Below are 18,692 nucleotides of genomic sequence, written 5' to 3'. Positions count from 1 at the left end.
ATTGGAGACCGGCCCTACCGGTCCCTATAGTCGATGGATATGCGATCGTCGGGAGGTCGGCCATGGCCGGTACGCAGCAGACTTCGCAGGGCGCCGCAGCGGATGAGCCGGAGCTCAGGACGGTCGCGCTCGACGACAAATACGACCTCTCCAAGCAGCAGATCTTCCTGACCGGCACGCAGGCCATCGCCCGCACGCTGCTGGTTCAGCACGAGCGCGACCGGCGCGCCGGCCTGAACACCGCCGGCTTCGTCTCCGGCTATCGCGGCTCGCCGCTCGGCGGGCTCGACCAGCAGCTCGCCCGCGCCGGCAAGCAGCTCAAGCCCGCCAACATCGTCTTCCAGCCCGGGCTCAACGAGGACCTCGCCGCCACCGCGATCTGGGGCACGCAGCAGGCCGAGCTCTCCGGCGAGGGCAAATATGACGGCGTCTTCGCGCTCTGGTACGGCAAGGGCCCCGGTGTCGACCGCACCGGCGACGTCTTCCGCCACGGCAACATGGCCGGCACCTCGCGCCATGGCGGCGTGCTCTGCCTGCTCGGCGACGACCACACCGCCGAATCCTCGACCAACGCCCACCAGACCGAGTTCGTCCTGGTCGACCGGATGATGCCAATCCTCAACCCGGCCGGCGTCCAGGAGATCATGGACTATTCCCTGCACGGCTTTGCGCTCTCGCGCTTCGCCGGCGTCTGGGTCGGCCTGAAATGCGTCAAGGACAACATCGAATCGACCGCCTCGGTCGACGGCTCGGTCGACCGGGTCAGCATCGCCACCCCCGATGATTTCGTCATGCCGCCGGGCGGGCTCAACATCCGCCGCGAGCTCGACTTCCTCGACCAGGAAAAGCGGCTGCACCTGCACAAGCGCGCCGCGATCCTGGCCTATCTTCGCGCCAACAAGCTCAACCAGACCGTCCTCTCCGGCGGGCAGACACCGCGCATCGGCATCATCACCGTCGGCAAGTCCTATCTCGACGTGCGCCAGGCGCTGGAGGAGCTCGGTCTCGACGAGGTCCGCGCCAATGACCTCGGCATCCGCCTGTTCAAGATCGCCTGCCCCTGGCCGCTCGATCCGCAGGAGCTGAAGGATTTCGCTGCCGGGCTCGACCTCGTCATGGTCGTCGAGGAGAAGCGCTCGCTGATCGAGGTGCAGCTGCGCGAGGAGCTTTACGGCACTGCGCACCAGCCCATGGTGATCGGCAAGAAGGACGAGCAGGGCGAGTGGCTCTTCCCCGTCCATGGCGCGCTCGATCCCAACGACATCGCGATCGCGCTCGGCGCCCGCCTGCTGCAATACCGCGACGATCCCGCCTTGCGTGCCCGCCTCGAGGAGATCGCTGCCGCTCAGGGCCGGCTCGCCGAAGCCATCGAGGTCGCCAAGCGCACGCCCTATTTCTGCTCGGGCTGCCCGCACAATTCCTCGACCGTCGTGCCCGAGGGCTCGCGCGCCTATGCCGGCATCGGCTGCCACTACATGGTGCAGTGGATGGACCGCGACACCGCCGGCTTCACCCAGATGGGCGGCGAAGGCGCCAACTGGGTCGGCGAAGCGCCGTTCTCGAAGCGCGGCCACGTCTTCCAGAATCTCGGCGACGGCACCTATACCCATTCCGGCTCGCTCGCGATCCGCTGGGCCGTCGCCTCCGGCGTCAACATCACCTACAAGCTGCTCTACAACGACGCGGTCGCGATGACCGGCGGCCAGCAGGCCGAAGGGCACCTCTCGCCCGACCAGATGGCGCGCCAGGTCGCGGCCGAGGGCGTCTCGCGCATCGCGGTGGTCTCCGACGATCCCGACAAGTACCCGGCCGGCACGCTCTGGCCCCCCGGCACGACGCTGCACCATCGCGACGATCTCGACGCCGTGCAGCGCGAGCTTGCCACCGCGTCAGGCGTCTCGCTGCTGCTCTACGACCAGACCTGCGCCACCGAGAAGCGCCGCCGGCGCAAGCGCGGCGCCTATCCCGATCCGGACAAGCGCATCATCGTCAACGAGCTGGTTTGCGAAGGCTGCGGCGACTGTGGCGTCAAGTCGAACTGCGTCTCCGTGCAGCCGCTCGAGACCGAGTTCGGCCGCAAGCGCCAGATCGACCAGTCGAACTGCAACAAGGACTTTTCCTGCGTGAAGGGCTTCTGCCCCTCCTTCGTCACCGTGCATGGCGCACGGCCGAAGAAGGCGGAGCCGCGCACAATGGATGCCTCCGCCCTTGGTGCGGGCGAATTGCCTGAACCCAGAGTGCCGGCACTCGACCGCAATTTCGCTGTTGTCGTCACCGGCGTCGGCGGCACCGGCGTCGTCACCATTGGCGCGATCCTCGGCATGGCCGCCCACCTCGAAGGCAAGGGCTGCGGCATGATCGACATGGCCGGCCTCGCCCAGAAGGGCGGCGCCGTCTTCAGCCATGTCCGCCTCGCGCCGACCCCGGAGGAGATCCACGCCATCCGCGTCGCCGCCGGCCAGGCCGATCTCGTGCTCGGCTGCGACCTCACCGTCACCGGCTCGAAGAAGGTGCTCGGCGCGATCCGCCAGGGCCGCTCGGCCGTGGTCGTCAACACCGCCGAATCCATGCCCGGCGATTTCACCCGCAATGCCGATTTCTCGCTGCCGACCGAGCGCCTGAAGCGCTCGATCGTCTCCACGGCCGGCCGCGACAACACCCATCTCGTCGATGCGACCGCCGCAGCCGTCGCCTTCCTCGGCAATGCCATCGCCGCCAACATGTTCATGCTCGGCTATGCCTGGCAGCATGGCGGCGTGCCGCTGTCGCGGGCATCGCTGCTGCGCGCCATCGAGCTCAACGGCGAAGCCGTTGCAATGAATAGACAGGCCTTCGAGCTCGGCCGCCGCGCCGCGCATGACCCGGCCGCGCTCAACGCCGCCCTCGCCGAAGCCAAGGCGCCGACCGAAGCGCGTCATATCTCGCAGAGCCTTGACGAGATCCTCGCCCGCCGCGTCGAGTTCCTGACCAGCTACCAGAACGCTGCCTATGCCGCGCGCTATCGCGACCTCATCGAGAAGGTACGGGTGAAGGAAGCGAGCGTGCTTCCCGGGCAGACCGCTCTGGCGGAAGCCGTCGCGCGCTATCTCTTCAAGCTGATGGCCTACAAGGACGAGTACGAGGTCGCCCGGCTCTACAGCGACGGCGCCTTCCGCAAGCAACTCGCCGCGACCTTCGAGAAAGACAGCGCGGCCGGCCAGAAGCTGCGCCTAGAATTCCACCTCGCCCCGCCGCTGCTGGCCAAGCGCGACCCCAATACCGGCCTGCCCCGCAAGATGAGCTTCGGCCCGTGGATGCTGGGCGCCTTCGGCCTGCTGGCGAAGCTCAAGGGCCTGCGCGGCACCACCTTCGACATCTTCGGCTACACGCAGGAGCGCAAGACCGAGCGCAAGCTGATCGCCGATTACGAGGCGCTGGTCGCCGAGATCCTCGGCAAGCTCTCGCCGCAGAATCATGCGCTCTGCGTTGCGCTTGCCGCGATCCCCGAGAAGATCCGCGGCTTCGGCCACGTCAAGGAGCGCCATCTCACCGCCGCCAAGGCCGAGGAGGCGGAGCTGCTGAAACGCCTGCGAGACGGCTCGGCCGAGGCGCTGGCGATGCCGCGGGCGGCGGAATAGCCGCACGAACGTTCAAGACCAGCGGCGTGCTACCCGCTTTCCTTCGCGCTCGCTCAAGGGCTGCGGGGCATGTCATGGACGGACTGGCCGGATTCCTCCTCGCCAGCGTCGCTCTCACCGGAAGTCCCGGCCCGGCGACGCTGAGCCTGACGGCGACCGGCGCTGCCTTCGGCACTCGTCGCGGCCTTGGCTATGGCGCCGGCATCACCCTCGGCATGCTCGCGGTGATGGCGCTGACCGCGAGTGGCGTGGTCGCCGTCGTGCTGGCGCGGCCCGGCCTCGCGCCGGTCGTCACGGTGCTGGCAGCGCTTTATTTCCTCTACCTCGCCTTCCGCATCGCGACGGCGCCGCCGCTCGCCAAGGCGAACAGCGATGCGGCCGCCCCCTCCTTCATCGCCGGCTTCACACTCTCACTGGTGAACCCCAAGGGCTATGCGGCGATGACTGCGCTATTCTCCGGCTTTGCCCTGCTGCCGCAACAGCCGGCGGTCGACGCAGGCGTCAAGATCAGCCTGCTCTTCCTCGTCATCGCCGCCGTCAATATCGCCTGGCTGCTCGCCGGCTCCAGCCTGACCAGGCTGTTTCGCGATCCCCGGAGCAATCGCATCGTCAACCTGATCTTCGCCGTATTGCTGCTCGCCTCGCTCGCCGCTGCGATCAAATGGTGACGGTCGTCCCATACGACATGCGAACGGCCTCGCAATAAGGCGTGGTTGAGTTCGCGCCCCTTGCCGTCCCATAGTGCCGGTTCACCTGGGTGGGTGATCGAGGGACGGGCTGATCTTGATTTCCGAGGACGAGCTGCGCCGCATCGCCGCCTGGTCGAACGACCTGACGCCGGGGGAGTTCGAGGAAGCCCGGCGCGGCACCAGCCTCAAGGCCTATGGCAAGGGCGCCTATGTCTGCCATGTCGGCGACCGGCTGGAATCCTGGACCGGCGTCGCCGACGGACTGCTCAAGATGAGCACGACCTCGCGCAGCGGCAAATCGGCGACACTGGCCGGCCTGCGCGGCGGCGCCTGGTTCGGCGAGGGCACGATCATCAAGAACGAGGCGCGGCGCTACGATCTCGTCGCCCTGCGCGAGAGCAAGGTCGCGCTGATGCGGCGCCAGACCTTCCTCTGGCTGTTCGAGCACTCGGCCGCCTTCAACCGCTTCCTGGTGCACCAGTTCAACGAGCGCCTCGCCCAGTTCATCGGGCTCGCGGAGTACGACCGCATGCTGGGCGCGACCGGCCGCCTCGCCCGCAACCTCGCCTGGCTGTTCAACCCGATCCTCTATCCGAACAACGACCGGACCCTGACGATCTCGCAGGAGGAACTCGGCCTGCTCGCCGGCATCTCCCGGCAGATGGCCAATCAGAGCCTCGCCAGGCTGGCCGAGCTCGGCTTCATCAAGGTCGGCCACAACGAGGTGACGATCCTCGATCTGGAGCGGCTGGCGCGCTACGAAGGCTAGGGCAAGCAGGTAGAGTGAAGCACTAGTCCCAATTCGTCTTCCGACCGCCTATTGTAGCGCGGCGGAAGTTGGCCTTTATTCTTGAACTCGCGAAATCGTCCATTCGCAGTTTCCTCGATTTGCAGACCGAATCCCGCAAGCCGGCAGTTGATTCCAGACCGGACAGCGTTCGAAAGGGAGACGCCCGATGTTGAAGAAAATCAGCGCGATCGCCGTGGTTTCATTCGCCCTCGCGGGTTGCGCGACCACTCCGGTGGTCACCAGCCAGACGGTCATCGTCGCCGGCGTCGGGCCGGTGGAAGTCGAGCGGCTCGATGTCGATGTCGTCGCCGTGCATCCCGCCGACCGCATCGTGGTCGTCCGGCAGGGCCGCCAGACCTGGCCCGTCGCAGTGCCGGAGACCCTCGGCGACTTGCAGAACCTCAAAGCGGGCGACAAGGTCGAGGTTCGGCGCGCCGAAGGCGCGGTCCTTAGCGCCAAGCGCGCTCGCAAGGGCGCCAAGCCCAACATCGTCTACACGGAGATGGTCGCCGATTCTTCCTTCCAGAACTTGCCCGAGAAATTCGTGGTGCGGACGCTGACGGTGACGGCGAAGTTCGAGAGCTATGATCCTGCGACGAACATCGTCAGCTATGTCGGGCCGGCCGGGCCGCGGACCCGGATCGTGTCGGATCCCGAGATTCAGAACGACGCTCGCCTCCTGAAGCGGGGCGACATGGTCGAACTGACCTTCGCCGAAGCCTTCCACTTCCAGAAGTCCTGATCACTGCCACATCCAGCCCTTCGGGGTGAACGTGCCCGGCGCGGCCTCCAATTCGAAAGAGGCGGAGGTCGCCCGGATTGCGGCAGTGGGGCGAGCGGCTGGGCCTGCCCGAACCTAGCCGGCTCCATGGTCGCCGAATTGTCGCATAAATCGCCCAATGCTTGTGGTTCACGCCCAGCGGAGCCGGCATGGACTATTTCAGGCGCTTCACCTTCCTGTTCGCGACACCGAACTTCGATGCCGAGGATCTCGAAGGCATCCGCTTCAACCAGATCATCGAGGAGATCGAGCGCTCGGGCTTCGAGGTGGTCAAGGCGCGCAAGCTCGAGGATGCCGAGATCGCGGTCCAGACCGATGCGGCCATCGGCTGCATGGTGGTCGACTGGGGCAAGAAGGGCCTCGAAGGTAAGACCGCGGCGCTGATCAACCTGATGCGCCGGCGCGGCCTCGACTTCCCGATCATCCTCTTGATCCGCCGCAAGCGCTTCGAGGATGTGCCGGTCGAGGTGCTCGATTTCATCGACGGCTATATCTTCCTCTCCGAGGAGACCCCGCCCTTCATCGCCAAGAGCCTGATCAGCCGGCTGAAGCAATATGCCGAGACGCTCAAGACGCCGTTCTTCGGAGCGCTCGTCGACTATGCCGAGGAAGGCAACCATCTCTGGACCTGCCCGGGCCACAACGGCGGCGTGTTCTACAGCCGCAGCCCGATCGGGCGGGTGTTCATGGAACATCTCGGCGAGGCCGTCTTCCGCGACGACCTCGACAATTCCGTGCTCGATCTCGGCGACCTCCTGACCCATGAGGGGCCGGCCCTGAAGGCGCAGAAGGAGGCGGCGCAGATCTTCGGGGCCGAGAAGACTTATTTCGTCCTGAACGGCACCTCGACCTCGAACAAGGTCGCGCTCGCCGCCCTCGTCACCGATGGCGACCTCGTGCTGTTCGACCGCAACAACCACAAGGCCGCCCATCACGGCGCGCTGCTGATCGCCGGTGGCATACCCGTCTATATCCCGACCGCACGCAACGCCTGGGGCCTGATCGGCCCGATGCGCTGGGAGAGCTTCGACGAGGAGGCGCTGCGCGAGCGCATCCGCACCAATCCCCTCGTCAAGGACCCCGAGGCCTGGACAAAGCCGCGCCCGTTCCGCGTCGCCGTGGTCGAGCAGTGCACCTATGACGGCACGATCCACTCGGCCCAGATGATCCTCGATAAGATCGGGCATCTCTGCGAATACATCCTCTTCGACGAGGCCTGGGCCGGCTTCATGAAGTTCCACCCGCTCTATGCCGGGCGCTTCGCCATGGGGCTCACGGGCTTGGGGCCCGACTCGCCTGGCATCATCGCGACGCAATCGACCCACAAGCAGCTCGCCAGTTTCAGCCAGGCCTCGCAGATCCACATCAAGGATCGGCACATCAAGGGCCAGAAGCGCCGGGTCGAGCACCGGCGCTTCAATGAGAGCTTCATGCAGTACGCCTCGACCTCGCCCTTCTATCCGCTGTTCGCCTCGCTCGATGTCGGCGCGCAGATGATGAAGGGCCGCTCCGGCGAGGTGCTCTGGGACGATACGATCCGGCTCGGCATCGAATTGCGCAAGAAGATCCGGGCTGTCAGGCGCGAATTCGAGGAGAAGGAGACCAGGCCCGAGCGGCGCTGGTTCTTCGAGCCCTTCGTGCCGGACCGGGTCAGCATCGCCGACGCTGCGCGCGAAGGCGCCGTCCACGACGTCGCCTGGGAGATGGTCGCGACCGACCAGCTCGCCAGCAATCCCAACTACTGGCAACTCGCGCCCGATGCTGGCTGGCACGGCTTTACGCAGATGGAACCGGGCTTCGCCATCACCGACCCCAACAAGCTGACCCTGCTCACCCCCGGCTTCGATCGCGAGACCGGTGCCTATGCCGAGCACGGCATCCCAGCTCCGATCGTCGCTCAGTTTCTGCGCGAGAACCGGATCGTCGCCGAGAAGAACGACCTCAACTCGCTGCTCTTCCTGCTGACGCCGGGCGTCGAGGCCAGCAAGGCCGGCACGCTGATCAGCGGGCTCGTCGCCTTCAAGAAGCTGCATGACGACAACGCTTTGCTGGAAGAGGCGATTCCCGAGTTCTACCGCCGCCGGCCGGGCCGCTATCACGGCGTCAGGCTGCGCGACCTCTGCGGCCAGATGCACCGCTTCTTCCGCGACCATGACGTCAGCGGGCTGCAGACCCGGCAGTTCTCGTCCGAGCATCTGCCGGAAATGGCGATGTCGCCGCACGACGCGGCGCGCTGCCTGACGCGCAACGATGTCGACTATCTGCCGATCGACGCCATCGCCGGGCGGATCGCGACGACGCCCTTCGTCGTCTACCCCCCGGGCATCGCCACCATCGTCCCCGGCGAGCGGCTGACCGACCGGGCCAAGCCGATGATCGACTATCTCAAGATGTTCGAGGCCTGCTTCAACGCCTTCCCCGGCTTCGATGTCGAGATCCAGGGCGTCTATCGCGAGACCGACTCTGCCGGGCAGGTGCGCCTCCACACCTATGTCGTCAGCGAGCAGGCGCAGGGCTGAGGATCGCGACGACGCATGGAGACCGAGCTACCGATCATCATCCGCCCGTCGCGCGACGACGACGTCGAGCCGATGCTGGCGATCTATCGCCGGCATATCCGCCATGGCATCGAGGCCGGCGTCGAGGATACCGGCACGCCGCAGCCCGACGATCTGAAGGACCGGCGCAAGAACCTGCGCAGCCGCAAGCTGCCGCATCTGGTCGCCACCCGCGGGGGCCAGGTCGTCGGCTATGCCTATGTCGTGCTGTTCCGCAAGCGGCCGGCCTACCGCTTCACGGTGAAGCACTCGATCTATGTCCACCATGAGCATCTCGGACATGGCATCGGGCGGCGGCTGATGCAGGCGCTGATCGACGCCTGTGCCGCCGCGGGCTTTCGCCAGATGATCGGCTATATCGACGCCGAGAACACCGCTTCGCTGGCCCTGCACGAACGCTTCGGCTTCGCCCGGGTCGGCCTGCTGCCGGGCGTCGCCTATCGCCACGGCAAATGGTCCGACAGCGTCATGGTGCAGAGGTCACTCGGAGCGGGTGCGACGCGGCCGATCGGGTAGGTTGGGGCGGGGCGGCGGAATGTCGCTTTCGACCTTTAGCGGGCGCTCCCATGGTATCCGATCATGCGTTGACGCCGCTTGGTCGCTGGCGTACCCGCGATTGGAAGATTGCCGAATGTCCGGGTTTAACTCGTGAGATGCGGGTGACGCGCAGCGCGATCTGCATTTCGACCCGGACACGACCATACTGAGCGGGCTCGGGGTCTTTCGAGCCGCTACGTAGACCTTTAGAGTGGTGAGCATTCCGACTGGCTGTCCGCAGATGGAGAACCTGATGGATGATAATGATGACGTGCTAGATCGGCCCGATATTCATGTATATTCAATCAATATAACACTACTACATGGAACATGGGGACAAGGTTTTCTAAAAAATGACACAGAGTCACATACATCAAATTCTAAAAGATGGTTTAGCTCTAATTCAGAATTTTCAAATAATTTAATAAACAATCTAAAAGAGCGCGGAATAGTATGTAGAGTCACATCGACGCTTTGGTCTGGCTCAAATTCGATTGTTGCTCGTGATGAAGCAGCGGCTATTCTTGCACAACACCTGAATTCTCAGCACAAAGAACATCCGAACACCAAGCAAATTGTCGTTGCTCACAGCCACGGCGGGAACGTTGCACTTAGGGCGACAAATTATATCGAATTCACAGAGAATATAAACCTAATTACAATAGCGACGCCTTTTATTCAAATCAGAAGGAGACCAATATCAATTTGGTTAGATATGGCATTCTTTGTATTCTGTCTAGCTAGTATGGTAGTTTGTGCTTTTTTTTGCAACTATGTTTTTAGTTTATATTCTACCAAAAATAGGAATATACGGCATGCCAAGGATCGGATTGATTGCTATCATAGGTATATTTATGTACATATCTCTCACCATAATTGTCAGGGCAATGGACCTTGCCGTGCAATCTAAGAAACTCGATCTAACCAAATTAACAAAGGTTCACGACAAAAGAAAACTTGCCAGTATTTTGGTTTTGCGAGGGAATGGAGATGAAGCCGCGCTTGCGCTATTTCTAGGTGAATTAGGCAACGATATTGCTAGGCATTCATTTGCCATATTTTCTAATTTTATATTTTTATTTTTATTAATAATTTATTTTGGAATTGAACTTGAAATATTAAACAATATTAATAATAATCTAATAACTATTTTTTTTCTTGCTATTCCTGCCTTAATGTTTATTTCAATTATTGTTATTTCTATCGGCGCCTGCTGCAAATCGATTTTCGGCACCGAACTTGCTACTGGGTTTATTGGTCACGAGATTGTTGGCGGAGCAATGCCACCTGGTCAATTATCGGTCGATACGCTCATCATTGCCGCTGATCAGAGTCGAGGCGGCCTCAAGCATTCCCTATACGAAAACTCAAACTGCGTTCCAGCCATAGCAGATTGGATCAAGGATCAACTTGATTTAAGTCGTAGAGATTGTTAGATTATTTAGATTATCGTAACCCGGCGCTCCATTGGGACGGCAATTGCCTTAAGGTCAAATGCGTTCGAGGCACGCGTCCGGGAGACTACGGTAGGAGCCAGAGCTGTCAGCTTCCGACCCATAGCCGACATGAGCCCTACGATCCCCCACCTGGCGAGAAGAAGCAGAGCAATTCCCCTGCATCGTTCATGCACAGATGAAAGAACCCGTCCGGCGAGAGGCGGGCCTTCTGATAGGGAATCTCGATAATGGCCGGCTGGCGGCGCTCGGTCGGCCACATCGGATGTCGGCCCGGCATGATCGTCACGACGAAGCCGGACGGCGTCTCTCGCACCTCGCTGACATCGATCTGCGCGCAATCCGCCTCCGAGCAGCATTCGAACGGGTAATCCCAGCCGCCGAACGCTCGATGCGCATGCGTTTGCGTCGCTCCCGCGGCGAGCAGCATCGCGATCGTGATCGAGGCAAGAGCACGCATCGGCCGGTCCTCGCGCCGAGCCGTCGACCTGCGTGCGCAGCCGGAAACACTGCGCCAGCCCAGTGAAACCGGGCGCCTGCAAGCCTTGCGATGTCGGGAAGTGCTGCCCGGCAGATCGCGGGGCTGAAGGCCAAGTCGAACCTCGGCGGGACAATAGCGCCCCAAATGCGTCTTGTCTGTCAAGTGGCTTCTTGCACAGCGCCGAGCCACCTGCAAAGCTTGCATGATCGCACAAGGGCCTCGAGGTCCGGCAAACCCGCGACAGACGGGGCGACAGGGTGGAGACGACGATCGTGGCAAGCGCAGCCGCCGGCCAGGCGGATACCTTTCCCAAGCTTCTGCTGCGCAATGCGCGAGAGCGCGGCGCACGCGTCGCGTTCCGGCACAAGGACCTCGGCATCTGGCAGTCCTGGAACTGGGCCGAGGTCGCCGAGCAGGTCCGTGCCTATGCCAAGGGCTTTGAGCAGCTCGGCCTGAAGCGCGGCGAGAAGGTCGCGATCATCGGCTACAACCGGCCGCGCCTCTACTGGTCGATGGCCGCGGCGCAATGGCTCGGCGCGATCCCCGTCCCGGTCTATGCCGACAGCGTCGCCGACGAGATGGCCTATGTGCTCGACCATGCCGGCGCGGTCTTCGCCTGCGTGCAGGACCAGGAGCAGGTCGACAAGGTGCTCTCCGTCATCGAGCGCCTGCCGGCCTTACGCCACATGCTCTATGACGAGCCGCGCGGCCTGCGCGACTACGACCACGCCAAGCTGCACGATATCGGCGACGTGATCGAGGCCGGCCGCGCCGCGCTCAAGGACGCCGCCGTCTCAGCCGCGCATGACCGCGAGATGGAACAGGGCGCGAGCGACGATCTTGCCATCATCCTCTACACCTCGGGCACGACCGGGCGGCCCAAGGGGGTGATGCTCACCCATTACAACGTCATCACCGCCGCCGAGATCGGCTGCAGCTTCGACGGCTTGAACGAGAACGACGAGATCATCGCCTATCTGCCGATCGCCTGGGTCGGCGACCATGTCTTCTCCTATGCGCAGGCGATCATCGCCGGCTTCTGCGTCAACTGCCCGGAGGGGCCGGAAACCGTCGTCGACGACCGCCGCGAGATCGGCACCACCTACGCCTTCGCGCCGCCGCGCGTCTTCGAGACCATGCTGACGCTGACCATGGTGCGCATGGAGGATGCCGGCCCGCTGATGCGCAAGGCATTCCACTACTTCCTGAACGTGGCCAAGCAGCACGGCGAGAAGATCCTGAACGGCGAGAGCGTGCCGCTCGGCGCCCGCCTGCTCTACAAGCTCGGCGACATCATCATCTACGCGCCTTTGCGCAACCGCTTCGGCCTGACCAACATCAAGGTCGGCTACACCGCCGGCGAGGCGATCGGCCCCGAGCTCTTCCGCTTCTACCGCTCGATCGGCGTCAACCTGAAGCAGCTCTACGGACAGACCGAAGCCGGCGTCTACATCACCATGCAGCCGGACGGCGAGATCAAGGCCGACACCGTCGGCAAGCCGGCGCCGCAGGTCGAGATCCGGATCGCCGACAATGGCGAGGTGCTCTACCGCTCGCCCTCGATCTTCCGCGGCTACTACAAGGACGAGGAAAAGACCGCCGAGACGATGACCGAGGACGGCTATGTCCGCTCCGGCGACGCCGGCTTCTTCGACGAGAGCGGCCACCTCAAGATCATCGACCGCGCCAAGGACGTCGGCAAGCTCAACTCTGGCGATCTGTTCCCGCCGAAATACATCGAGAACAAGCTGAAGTTCTATCCGAACATCAAGGAGGTCGTCGCCTTCGGCCAGGGCCGCGACTACGCCACCGTCGCGCTCAACATCGACCTCACCGCCGTCGGCAACTGGGCCGAGCGCAACAACGTCGTCTACGCTTCCTATCAGGAGCTCGCCGGCCACCCGCAGGTCTACGAGATGATGGCCAAGCATGTCGACGAGGTGAACCGCTCGCTCGCGGCTGAGCCGATGATGGGCGGCGCCCAGATCAAGCGCTTCCTGATCCTGCACAAGGAGCTCGACGCCGACGATGGCGAGCTCACCCGCACCCAGAAGGTCCGGCGCGGCTTCATCGCCGAGCGCTACGCCCCGCTGGTCGAGGCTTTGTACAACGGCGCGACCCAAGCCGACATCTCGACGGAAGTGACCTTCGAGGACGGCCGCAAGGGCGTCATCTCGGCGACGGTCAAGGTCGCCGACGCCAAGATCTATCCGGTTACAGCCCCGGCGGCGAAGGAGGCGGCATGAACGCGCATTCCATGGCCGTCACCGGCACGCCGGTCACGCAGAAGGGCGAGGTGCTGCTCTCGGTCGAGAACGTCTCGCTGCGTTTCGGCGGCGTGAAGGCGATCACCGACGTCTCCTTCGACATCCGCAAGGGCGAGATCCGCGCCATCATCGGCCCCAACGGCGCCGGCAAGACCTCGATGCTCAATTGCATCAACGGCTTCTATCATCCGCAGGAAGGCCGGATCACCTATAAGGGCGTGCGCCGTGCCAAGGTCAGGCCGCACCAGGCTGCCGCCGCCGGCATCGCCCGCACCTTCCAGAACGTCGCCCTGTTCAAGGGCATGTCGACGCTCGACAACATCATGACCGGGCGCACCCTCAAGATGCGCAAGGGCTTCTTCTGGCAGGCGCTGCGGCACGGCCCGGCGATGAGCGAGGAGATCGAGCATCGCAAGGTGGTCGAGGACATCATCGATTTCCTGCAGATCCAGCACATCCGCAAATTGCCGGTCGGCAAGCTGCCCTACGGCCTGCAGAAGCGCGTCGAGCTGGGCCGGGCGCTGGCGATGGAGCCGGAGCTGCTGCTGCTTGACGAGCCGATGGCCGGCATGAACCTCGAGGAGAAGGAGGACATGTGCCGCTTCATCCTCGACGTGAACAACCAGTTCGGCACGACCATCGCCTTGATCGAGCACGACATGGGGGTAGTCATGGACCTCTCCGACCGCGTCGTCGTGCTCGAATACGGCCGCAAGATTGCCGACGGCACCCCGGCCGAGGTCAAGGCCGACCAGCGCGTGATCGACGCCTATCTCGGAGTGGCGCACTGATGGCCGCCGCAAGCAAGGACATGAGCGCAAAGGACATGAGCGCATGAGCGACATCGCCGCGCAGCCCGCGCCCAATCTCCTCGCCAATGGCTGGATCAAGGCCGGCGTCATCGTGGTCGGCCTCGTCGCCGCCGCGCTGATCGGCGCGCGCCTCGACCCGACCGGCACGATCCACGCCATCTTCGTCGACCCGTTCAACCAGATGGTCCAGGCGCCCGACCTGCTCGCCCAGACGATCTGGGAGGGCCTGGTCTCCGGCGTGCTCTACGCGCTGATCGCGCTCGGCTTCGTGCTGATCTTCAAGGCCTCGGGCGTCTTCAACTTCGCCCAGGGCATCATGGTGGTGTTCGCGGCGCTGACGCTGGTCGGCCTCTACGAGAAGGGCGTGCCGGCCTTCCTCACCGTCATCCTGACGCTCGGCGTGATGTTCGCGCTGGCCGTGACGATCGAGCGCGTGGTGCTGCGCCCGCTGGTCAACCAGCCCGACATCATCCTGTTCATGGCGACCTTCGGGATCACCTATTTCCTGATCGGCTTCGGCGAGGCCATTTTCGGCGGCAATCCCAAGCAGATGATCGCCGAGCAGCTCTATCTGCCGAAGGGCGCGATCGACCTGAAGATCCTCGGCGGCATCGTCTCGCTGCAGAAGATCGACATCGCCGCCGCCATCATCGCCTCGCTGATGATCGCGGTGCTGGCGCTGTTCTTCCAGTACACCCGCATCGGCCGTGCGCTCCGCGCCGTCGCCGACAGCCACAAGGCGGCGCTCTCGGTCGGCATCTCGCTCAACCAGATCTGGGTGATCGTCTGGTTCACCGCCGGCATCGTCGCGCTGATCACCGGCATCATGTGGGGCGCGCGCTCGGATGTCTCCTTCGCGCTCGAGATCGTGGCGCTGAAAGCCCTGCCGGTGCTGATCCTCGGCGGCTTTACCTCGATCCCCGGCGCCATCGTCGGCGGGCTGATCATCGGCATCGGCGAGAAGCTCGGCGAGTTCTACTGGGGCCCGCTGATCGGCGGCGGCATCGAGAGCTGGCTCGCCTACTTCATCGCGCTGGGCTTCCTGCTGTTCCGGCCGCAGGGCCTGTTCGGCGACAAGATCATCGAACGCATCTGAGAGGCTGCCCCGTGTTCTACCGCGAAGCCGGCCAATACAAGACCAACTACGCCGCCGACATGGCCGTGTTCCCGCTCCGGCAGGACCGGATCGGCATCGCCGTCATCTTAGCGATCGCCTTCATCGGCATCCCGCTGACCGGCAACGACTTCTTTATCGCCTCGGTGATGATCCCGTTCCTGGTGCTCTCGCTGGCGGCGATCGGACTCAACATCCTCACCGGCTATACCGGGCTGATCTCGCTTGGTACCGCCGCCTTCATGGGTGTCGGTGCCTATTCCTGCTACAAGCTGACCACCTTCTTCCCGGGCGTGAACATCATCGTCCTGATCCTGGTCTCCGGCCTGTTCTCGGCTGCGATCGGCGTGCTCTTCGGCCTGCCCTCGCTGCGGATCAAGGGCTTCTATCTCGCCGTCGCCACGCTCGCCGCGCAGTTTTTCCTGCAATGGGCCTTCGTGCGCGTGCCCTGGCTGTTCAACTACAACGCCTCGGGCGCGATCGAAGTGCCGCAGCGCACGCTGTTCGGTTTGCCGATCACCGGCGCCGCCGCGACGCCCGAGACGCGCTATTTCGTCTGCCTTGGCCTCGTCGTGGTGCTGACCTGGTTCGCCTCGAACATCGTCCACGGCAAGCTCGGCCGCTCCTGGATGGCGGTGCGCGACATGGACATCGCCGCCGAGCTGATGGGCATCAAGCTGCTCAACGCCAAGCTGACCGCCTTCGCCGTGTCGTCCTATTTCGCCGGGGTCGCCGGGGCGATGATGATCTTCCTCTGGTATGGCGGCGGCGAGGCCAATGACGTCTTCACCATCCGCCTCTCCTTCACCATCCTGTTCATGGTGATCATCGGCGGCCTGGGCTCGCTGATCGGCTCCTTCTTCGGTGCGGCCTTCCTCTCGGCCCTGCCCACGGCGCTGAAATTCGGCCTGCCGGCGCTGGGCGTGCCGATCGGCGGCGCCACCGCCGAGCACGTCACCTTCATGCTGGTCGGCGCGCTGATCATCATCTTCCTGATCGTCGAGCCGCATGGCCTCGCCCGGCTCTGGCAGATCGGAAAGCAGAAATTGCGGACGTGGCCCTTCCCCTACTGACGGGGAGAGAGACCCAAGGACAACGACCCGCCGCGGTCTTCAAGCGACGGGCAAGCGAAGACGGGACGGCTCGGCCGGACCCGGCAACCACGGAGGAAGGCCTATGACAAAGAGCAGCATCATCAGGAGCGTCGCTCTCGGCGCGCTTCTCGCCGCCGGCGCGATCGCCGCCCCGGCCAATGCGCAGGAGACGATCTACTTCTCCAACAACGCCTATCGCACCGGTCCGTTCTCGGGCTCGGGCATCCCGATCGGCGACGGCATGCGCGACTACATCAACATGATCAACGAGCGCGACGGCGGCGTGAACGGCGTCAAGATCATCTATGAGGAATGCGAGACTGGCTACGACACCAAGAAGTCGATCGAGTGCTACGAGCAGGTCAAGTCGAAGACCATCGTCTACAGCCCGTGGTCGACCGGCGCGACGCTGGCCGCGATCCCGCGCGCCCATGTCGACAAGCTGCCAATCCTGTCGATGGCCTACGGCCTCTCGGCCTCGGCTGACGGCACCAACTTCCCCTGGGTGTTCATCCCGCCGCTGACCTATTGGGACGGCGCCTCAGTGATGGTGAAGCACATGGCGGCCGAGCTCGGCGGCCTGGACAAGCTCAAGGGCAAGAAGCTCGGCCTGATCCATCTCGACGCGCCCTTCGGCAAGGAGCCGATCCCGGTGCTGGAGAGCCTCGCCAAGAAATACGGCTTCGAGCTCAAGCTCTATCCGGTCGCTGCGGCCGACATGCAGAACCAGGGCTCGCTCTGGCTCTCGATCCGCCGCGACCGGCCGGACTTCCTCTACAACCAGGGCTGGGGCGCGATGAACCCGACCGCGGTCAAGGAAGCGATCAAGAACAACTTCCCGATCAACAAGCTGGTCGGCGTCTGGTGGGCCGGCGGTGACGACGACGCCCGCGCCGGCGGCGCCGAGGCCAAGGGCTACCGCTCGCTGAACTTCAACGCGGCCGGCCAGAACTTCCCGGTGATCCAGGACATCCTCAAGCATGTCGTGGAGAAGGGGAAGAGCACGACGCCGAAGGAGAAGGTCGGCGAGAACCTCTACAATCGCGGCGTCTACAACTCGATGCTCGTGGTCGAGGCGATCCGCACCGCCCAGAAGCTGACCGGCAAGAAGGTGATCACCCCCGAGGACATGCGCCGCGGGCTGGAGAACCTGAACATCGACGAGGCCCGGCTCAAGGAGATCGGCATGGCCGGCTTCGCCTCGCCGGTGAAGGTCAGCTGCACCGACCACTCCGGCCACCACAAGGCCTATGTCGCCGAATGGGACGGCACCAAATGGACCCAGAAGGGCGACTGGATCGAGCCGATGAAGGACGAGGTCCGGCCGCTGATCGAGGCCAACGCCAAGGACTATGTCGAGAAGGCCGGCAATTGGCCCAAGCGCACCGAGCCTTGCGAGAAGTCGTCCTGATCTGACGAAGGGCGCGCTTCCTTCTCCCCACTGAACTCAGGCTTGCCTGAGTTCAGCACCAAAAGTGTCAAGATCGGGCAAGCCCGATCTTGATGGGAGAAGGTGGCAGCGCGAAGCGCTGACGGATGAGGGAAGTCCAGCACTCCCTCATCCATCCTTCCCTCATCCGACCCGGCTGCGCCGGGCCACCTTCTCCCCGAGGGGAGAAGGATTGGAGGCTCAATGTCGACCGCCACCCTCGATAAGCCCACCGCCGCCGCCGCGACGGACACGATCCTGTCGCTGAACAATATCGAGGTGATCTACGATCACGTCATCCTGGTGCTGAAGGGCGTCTCGCTGCAGGTGCCGCGCAAGGGCATCGTCGCCATCCTCGGCGCCAACGGCGCCGGCAAGACCACGACGCTGAAGGCGATCTCGAACCTGCTCAAGGCCGAGCGCGGCGAGGTCACCAAGGGTTCGATCGTCTTCGACGGCGAGCGCGTCGACAGGATGTCGCCGAACGAACTGGTGCGCCGCGGCTGCATCCAGGTGATGGAAGGCCGGCACTGCTTCGGCCATCTCTCCATCGAAGAGAATCTGCTGACCGGCGCCTTCACCCGCCGCGACGGCAACGCCGCGATCAAGCGCGACCTCGAGCGGATCTACGAGCTCTTCCCCAGGCTGAAGCAGCGCCGCAACTCGCAGGCCGGCTATACCTCCGGCGGCGAACAGCAGATGTGCGCCATCGGCCGCGCCATGATGAGCAAGCCGAAGATGATCCTGCTCGACGAGCCGTCCATGGGCCTCGCGCCGCAGATCGTCGAGGAGATCTTCGAGATCGTCCGCCAGCTCAACGCCAGCGAAGACGTCTCCTTCCTGGTCGCAGAGCAGAACACCAACATGGCGCTGCGCTACGCCACCTATGGCTACATCATGGAGACCGGCCGCGTCGTCATGGACGGCGAGGCGAACATGCTGCGCGAGAACGAGGACGTGAAGGAGTTCTATCTGGGCGTCGCCGAGGGCGACAAGAAGTCCTTCCGCGAGGTCAAGAGCTACAAGCGCCGCAAGCGCTGGCTGTCATAGTCCGGCCGGGATCGGCGGG

Annotated in this window: 14 protein-coding genes; 13 read left to right on the top strand and 1 reads right to left on the bottom strand. The window is 63.8% G+C overall.

Features of this window, described 5'->3' with window-relative positions:
• Positions 1-62: 62 nt before the first annotated feature.
• The 7 genes from VGV58_RS02930 (at position 63) to VGV58_RS02900 (ending at position 10,408) form a co-directional block, all read left to right on the top strand.
• Entirely contained in the window at positions 63-3,617 is a 3,555-nt protein-coding gene (locus VGV58_RS02930) for an indolepyruvate ferredoxin oxidoreductase family protein (protein WP_326872476.1), read from the top strand.
• 74 nt (positions 3,618-3,691) lie between these two features.
• A complete protein-coding gene (locus VGV58_RS02925) occupies positions 3,692-4,285 on the top strand; it encodes a LysE family translocator (RefSeq protein ID WP_326872475.1) in 594 nt (197 codons plus the stop codon).
• Positions 4,286-4,400: 115 nt separating this feature from the next.
• The gene (locus VGV58_RS02920) at positions 4,401-5,075 is read left to right on the top strand and encodes a Crp/Fnr family transcriptional regulator (RefSeq protein WP_326872474.1); all 675 of its coding nucleotides are present in this window, start codon (positions 4,401-4,403) and stop codon (positions 5,073-5,075) included.
• Between the two features lie 187 nt (positions 5,076-5,262).
• The gene (locus tag VGV58_RS02915) at positions 5,263-5,838 is read left to right on the top strand and encodes a hypothetical protein (RefSeq protein ID WP_326872473.1); all 576 of its coding nucleotides are present in this window, start codon (positions 5,263-5,265) and stop codon (positions 5,836-5,838) included.
• Positions 5,839-6,026: 188 nt separating this feature from the next.
• On the top strand, positions 6,027-8,396 hold the full coding sequence (locus VGV58_RS02910) for an Orn/Lys/Arg family decarboxylase (RefSeq protein ID WP_326872472.1): 2,370 nt from the start codon (positions 6,027-6,029) through the stop codon (positions 8,394-8,396).
• A gap of 15 nt (positions 8,397-8,411) precedes the next feature.
• Entirely contained in the window at positions 8,412-8,951 is a 540-nt protein-coding gene (locus VGV58_RS02905; RefSeq protein WP_326872471.1) for a GNAT family N-acetyltransferase, read from the top strand.
• An 836-nt stretch (positions 8,952-9,787) separates the two neighbouring features.
• Positions 9,788-10,408, top strand: a complete 621-nt coding sequence (locus tag VGV58_RS02900) for a hypothetical protein (RefSeq protein ID WP_326872470.1) — start codon at positions 9,788-9,790, stop codon at positions 10,406-10,408.
• Between the two features lie 136 nt (positions 10,409-10,544).
• Here VGV58_RS02900 and VGV58_RS02895 read toward each other — a convergent pair whose 3' ends face one another.
• Positions 10,545-11,069 carry a hypothetical protein gene (locus tag VGV58_RS02895; protein WP_326872469.1) on the bottom strand — a complete coding sequence of 175 codons (525 nt, stop codon included), beginning with the start codon at positions 11,067-11,069 and terminating at the stop codon, positions 10,545-10,547.
• A gap of 107 nt (positions 11,070-11,176) precedes the next feature.
• Here VGV58_RS02895 and VGV58_RS02890 point away from each other — a divergent pair, with 107 nt between their 5' ends.
• The 6 genes from VGV58_RS02890 (at position 11,177) to VGV58_RS02865 (ending at position 18,673) form a co-directional block, all read left to right on the top strand.
• Positions 11,177-13,153, top strand: a complete 1,977-nt coding sequence (locus VGV58_RS02890; RefSeq protein ID WP_414643905.1) for an AMP-dependent synthetase/ligase — start codon at positions 11,177-11,179, stop codon at positions 13,151-13,153.
• Entirely contained in the window at positions 13,150-13,965 is an 816-nt protein-coding gene (locus VGV58_RS02885) for an ABC transporter ATP-binding protein (RefSeq protein WP_137881710.1), read from the top strand. The genes VGV58_RS02890 and VGV58_RS02885 overlap by 4 nt, the downstream gene beginning before the upstream one ends.
• A gap of 202 nt (positions 13,966-14,167) precedes the next feature.
• Entirely contained in the window at positions 14,168-15,082 is a 915-nt protein-coding gene (locus VGV58_RS02880) for a branched-chain amino acid ABC transporter permease (RefSeq protein ID WP_326873551.1), read from the top strand.
• 11 nt (positions 15,083-15,093) lie between these two features.
• On the top strand, positions 15,094-16,173 hold the full coding sequence (locus VGV58_RS02875; RefSeq protein ID WP_326872467.1) for a branched-chain amino acid ABC transporter permease: 1,080 nt from the start codon (positions 15,094-15,096) through the stop codon (positions 16,171-16,173).
• 103 nt (positions 16,174-16,276) lie between these two features.
• Positions 16,277-17,605 (top strand): ABC transporter substrate-binding protein, encoded by a 1,329-nt coding sequence (locus VGV58_RS02870; protein WP_326872466.1) that lies wholly within the window; start codon positions 16,277-16,279, stop codon positions 17,603-17,605.
• A gap of 222 nt (positions 17,606-17,827) precedes the next feature.
• Positions 17,828-18,673: an ABC transporter ATP-binding protein gene (locus tag VGV58_RS02865; RefSeq protein WP_326872465.1), complete on the top strand. Its 846-nt coding sequence runs from the start codon at positions 17,828-17,830 to the stop codon at positions 18,671-18,673.
• Positions 18,674-18,692: the final 19 nt, after the last annotated feature.

This window comes from Allobosea sp. (assembly GCF_035944895.1).
Classification (GTDB): domain Bacteria; phylum Pseudomonadota; class Alphaproteobacteria; order Rhizobiales; family Beijerinckiaceae; genus Allobosea.
This window is presented reverse-complemented; position numbering and strand designations above follow the sequence as displayed.

Coding starts and splice junctions, on each gene's coding strand:
- VGV58_RS02905 (WP_326872471.1), top strand. CDS start 8,412: ATGGAGACCGAGCTACCGATCATCATCCGCCCGTCGCGCGACGACGAC.
- VGV58_RS02910 (WP_326872472.1), top strand. CDS start 6,027: ATGGACTATTTCAGGCGCTTCACCTTCCTGTTCGCGACACCGAACTTC.
- VGV58_RS02880 (WP_326873551.1), top strand. CDS start 14,168: ATGGTCCAGGCGCCCGACCTGCTCGCCCAGACGATCTGGGAGGGCCTG.
- VGV58_RS02925 (WP_326872475.1), top strand. CDS start 3,692: ATGGACGGACTGGCCGGATTCCTCCTCGCCAGCGTCGCTCTCACCGGA.
- VGV58_RS02865 (WP_326872465.1), top strand. CDS start 17,828: ATGTCGACCGCCACCCTCGATAAGCCCACCGCCGCCGCCGCGACGGAC.
- VGV58_RS02870 (WP_326872466.1), top strand. CDS start 16,277: ATGACAAAGAGCAGCATCATCAGGAGCGTCGCTCTCGGCGCGCTTCTC.
- VGV58_RS02915 (WP_326872473.1), top strand. CDS start 5,263: ATGTTGAAGAAAATCAGCGCGATCGCCGTGGTTTCATTCGCCCTCGCG.
- VGV58_RS02885 (WP_137881710.1), top strand. CDS start 13,150: ATGAACGCGCATTCCATGGCCGTCACCGGCACGCCGGTCACGCAGAAG.
- VGV58_RS02900 (WP_326872470.1), top strand. CDS start 9,788: ATGCCAAGGATCGGATTGATTGCTATCATAGGTATATTTATGTACATA.
- VGV58_RS02930 (WP_326872476.1), top strand. CDS start 63: ATGGCCGGTACGCAGCAGACTTCGCAGGGCGCCGCAGCGGATGAGCCG.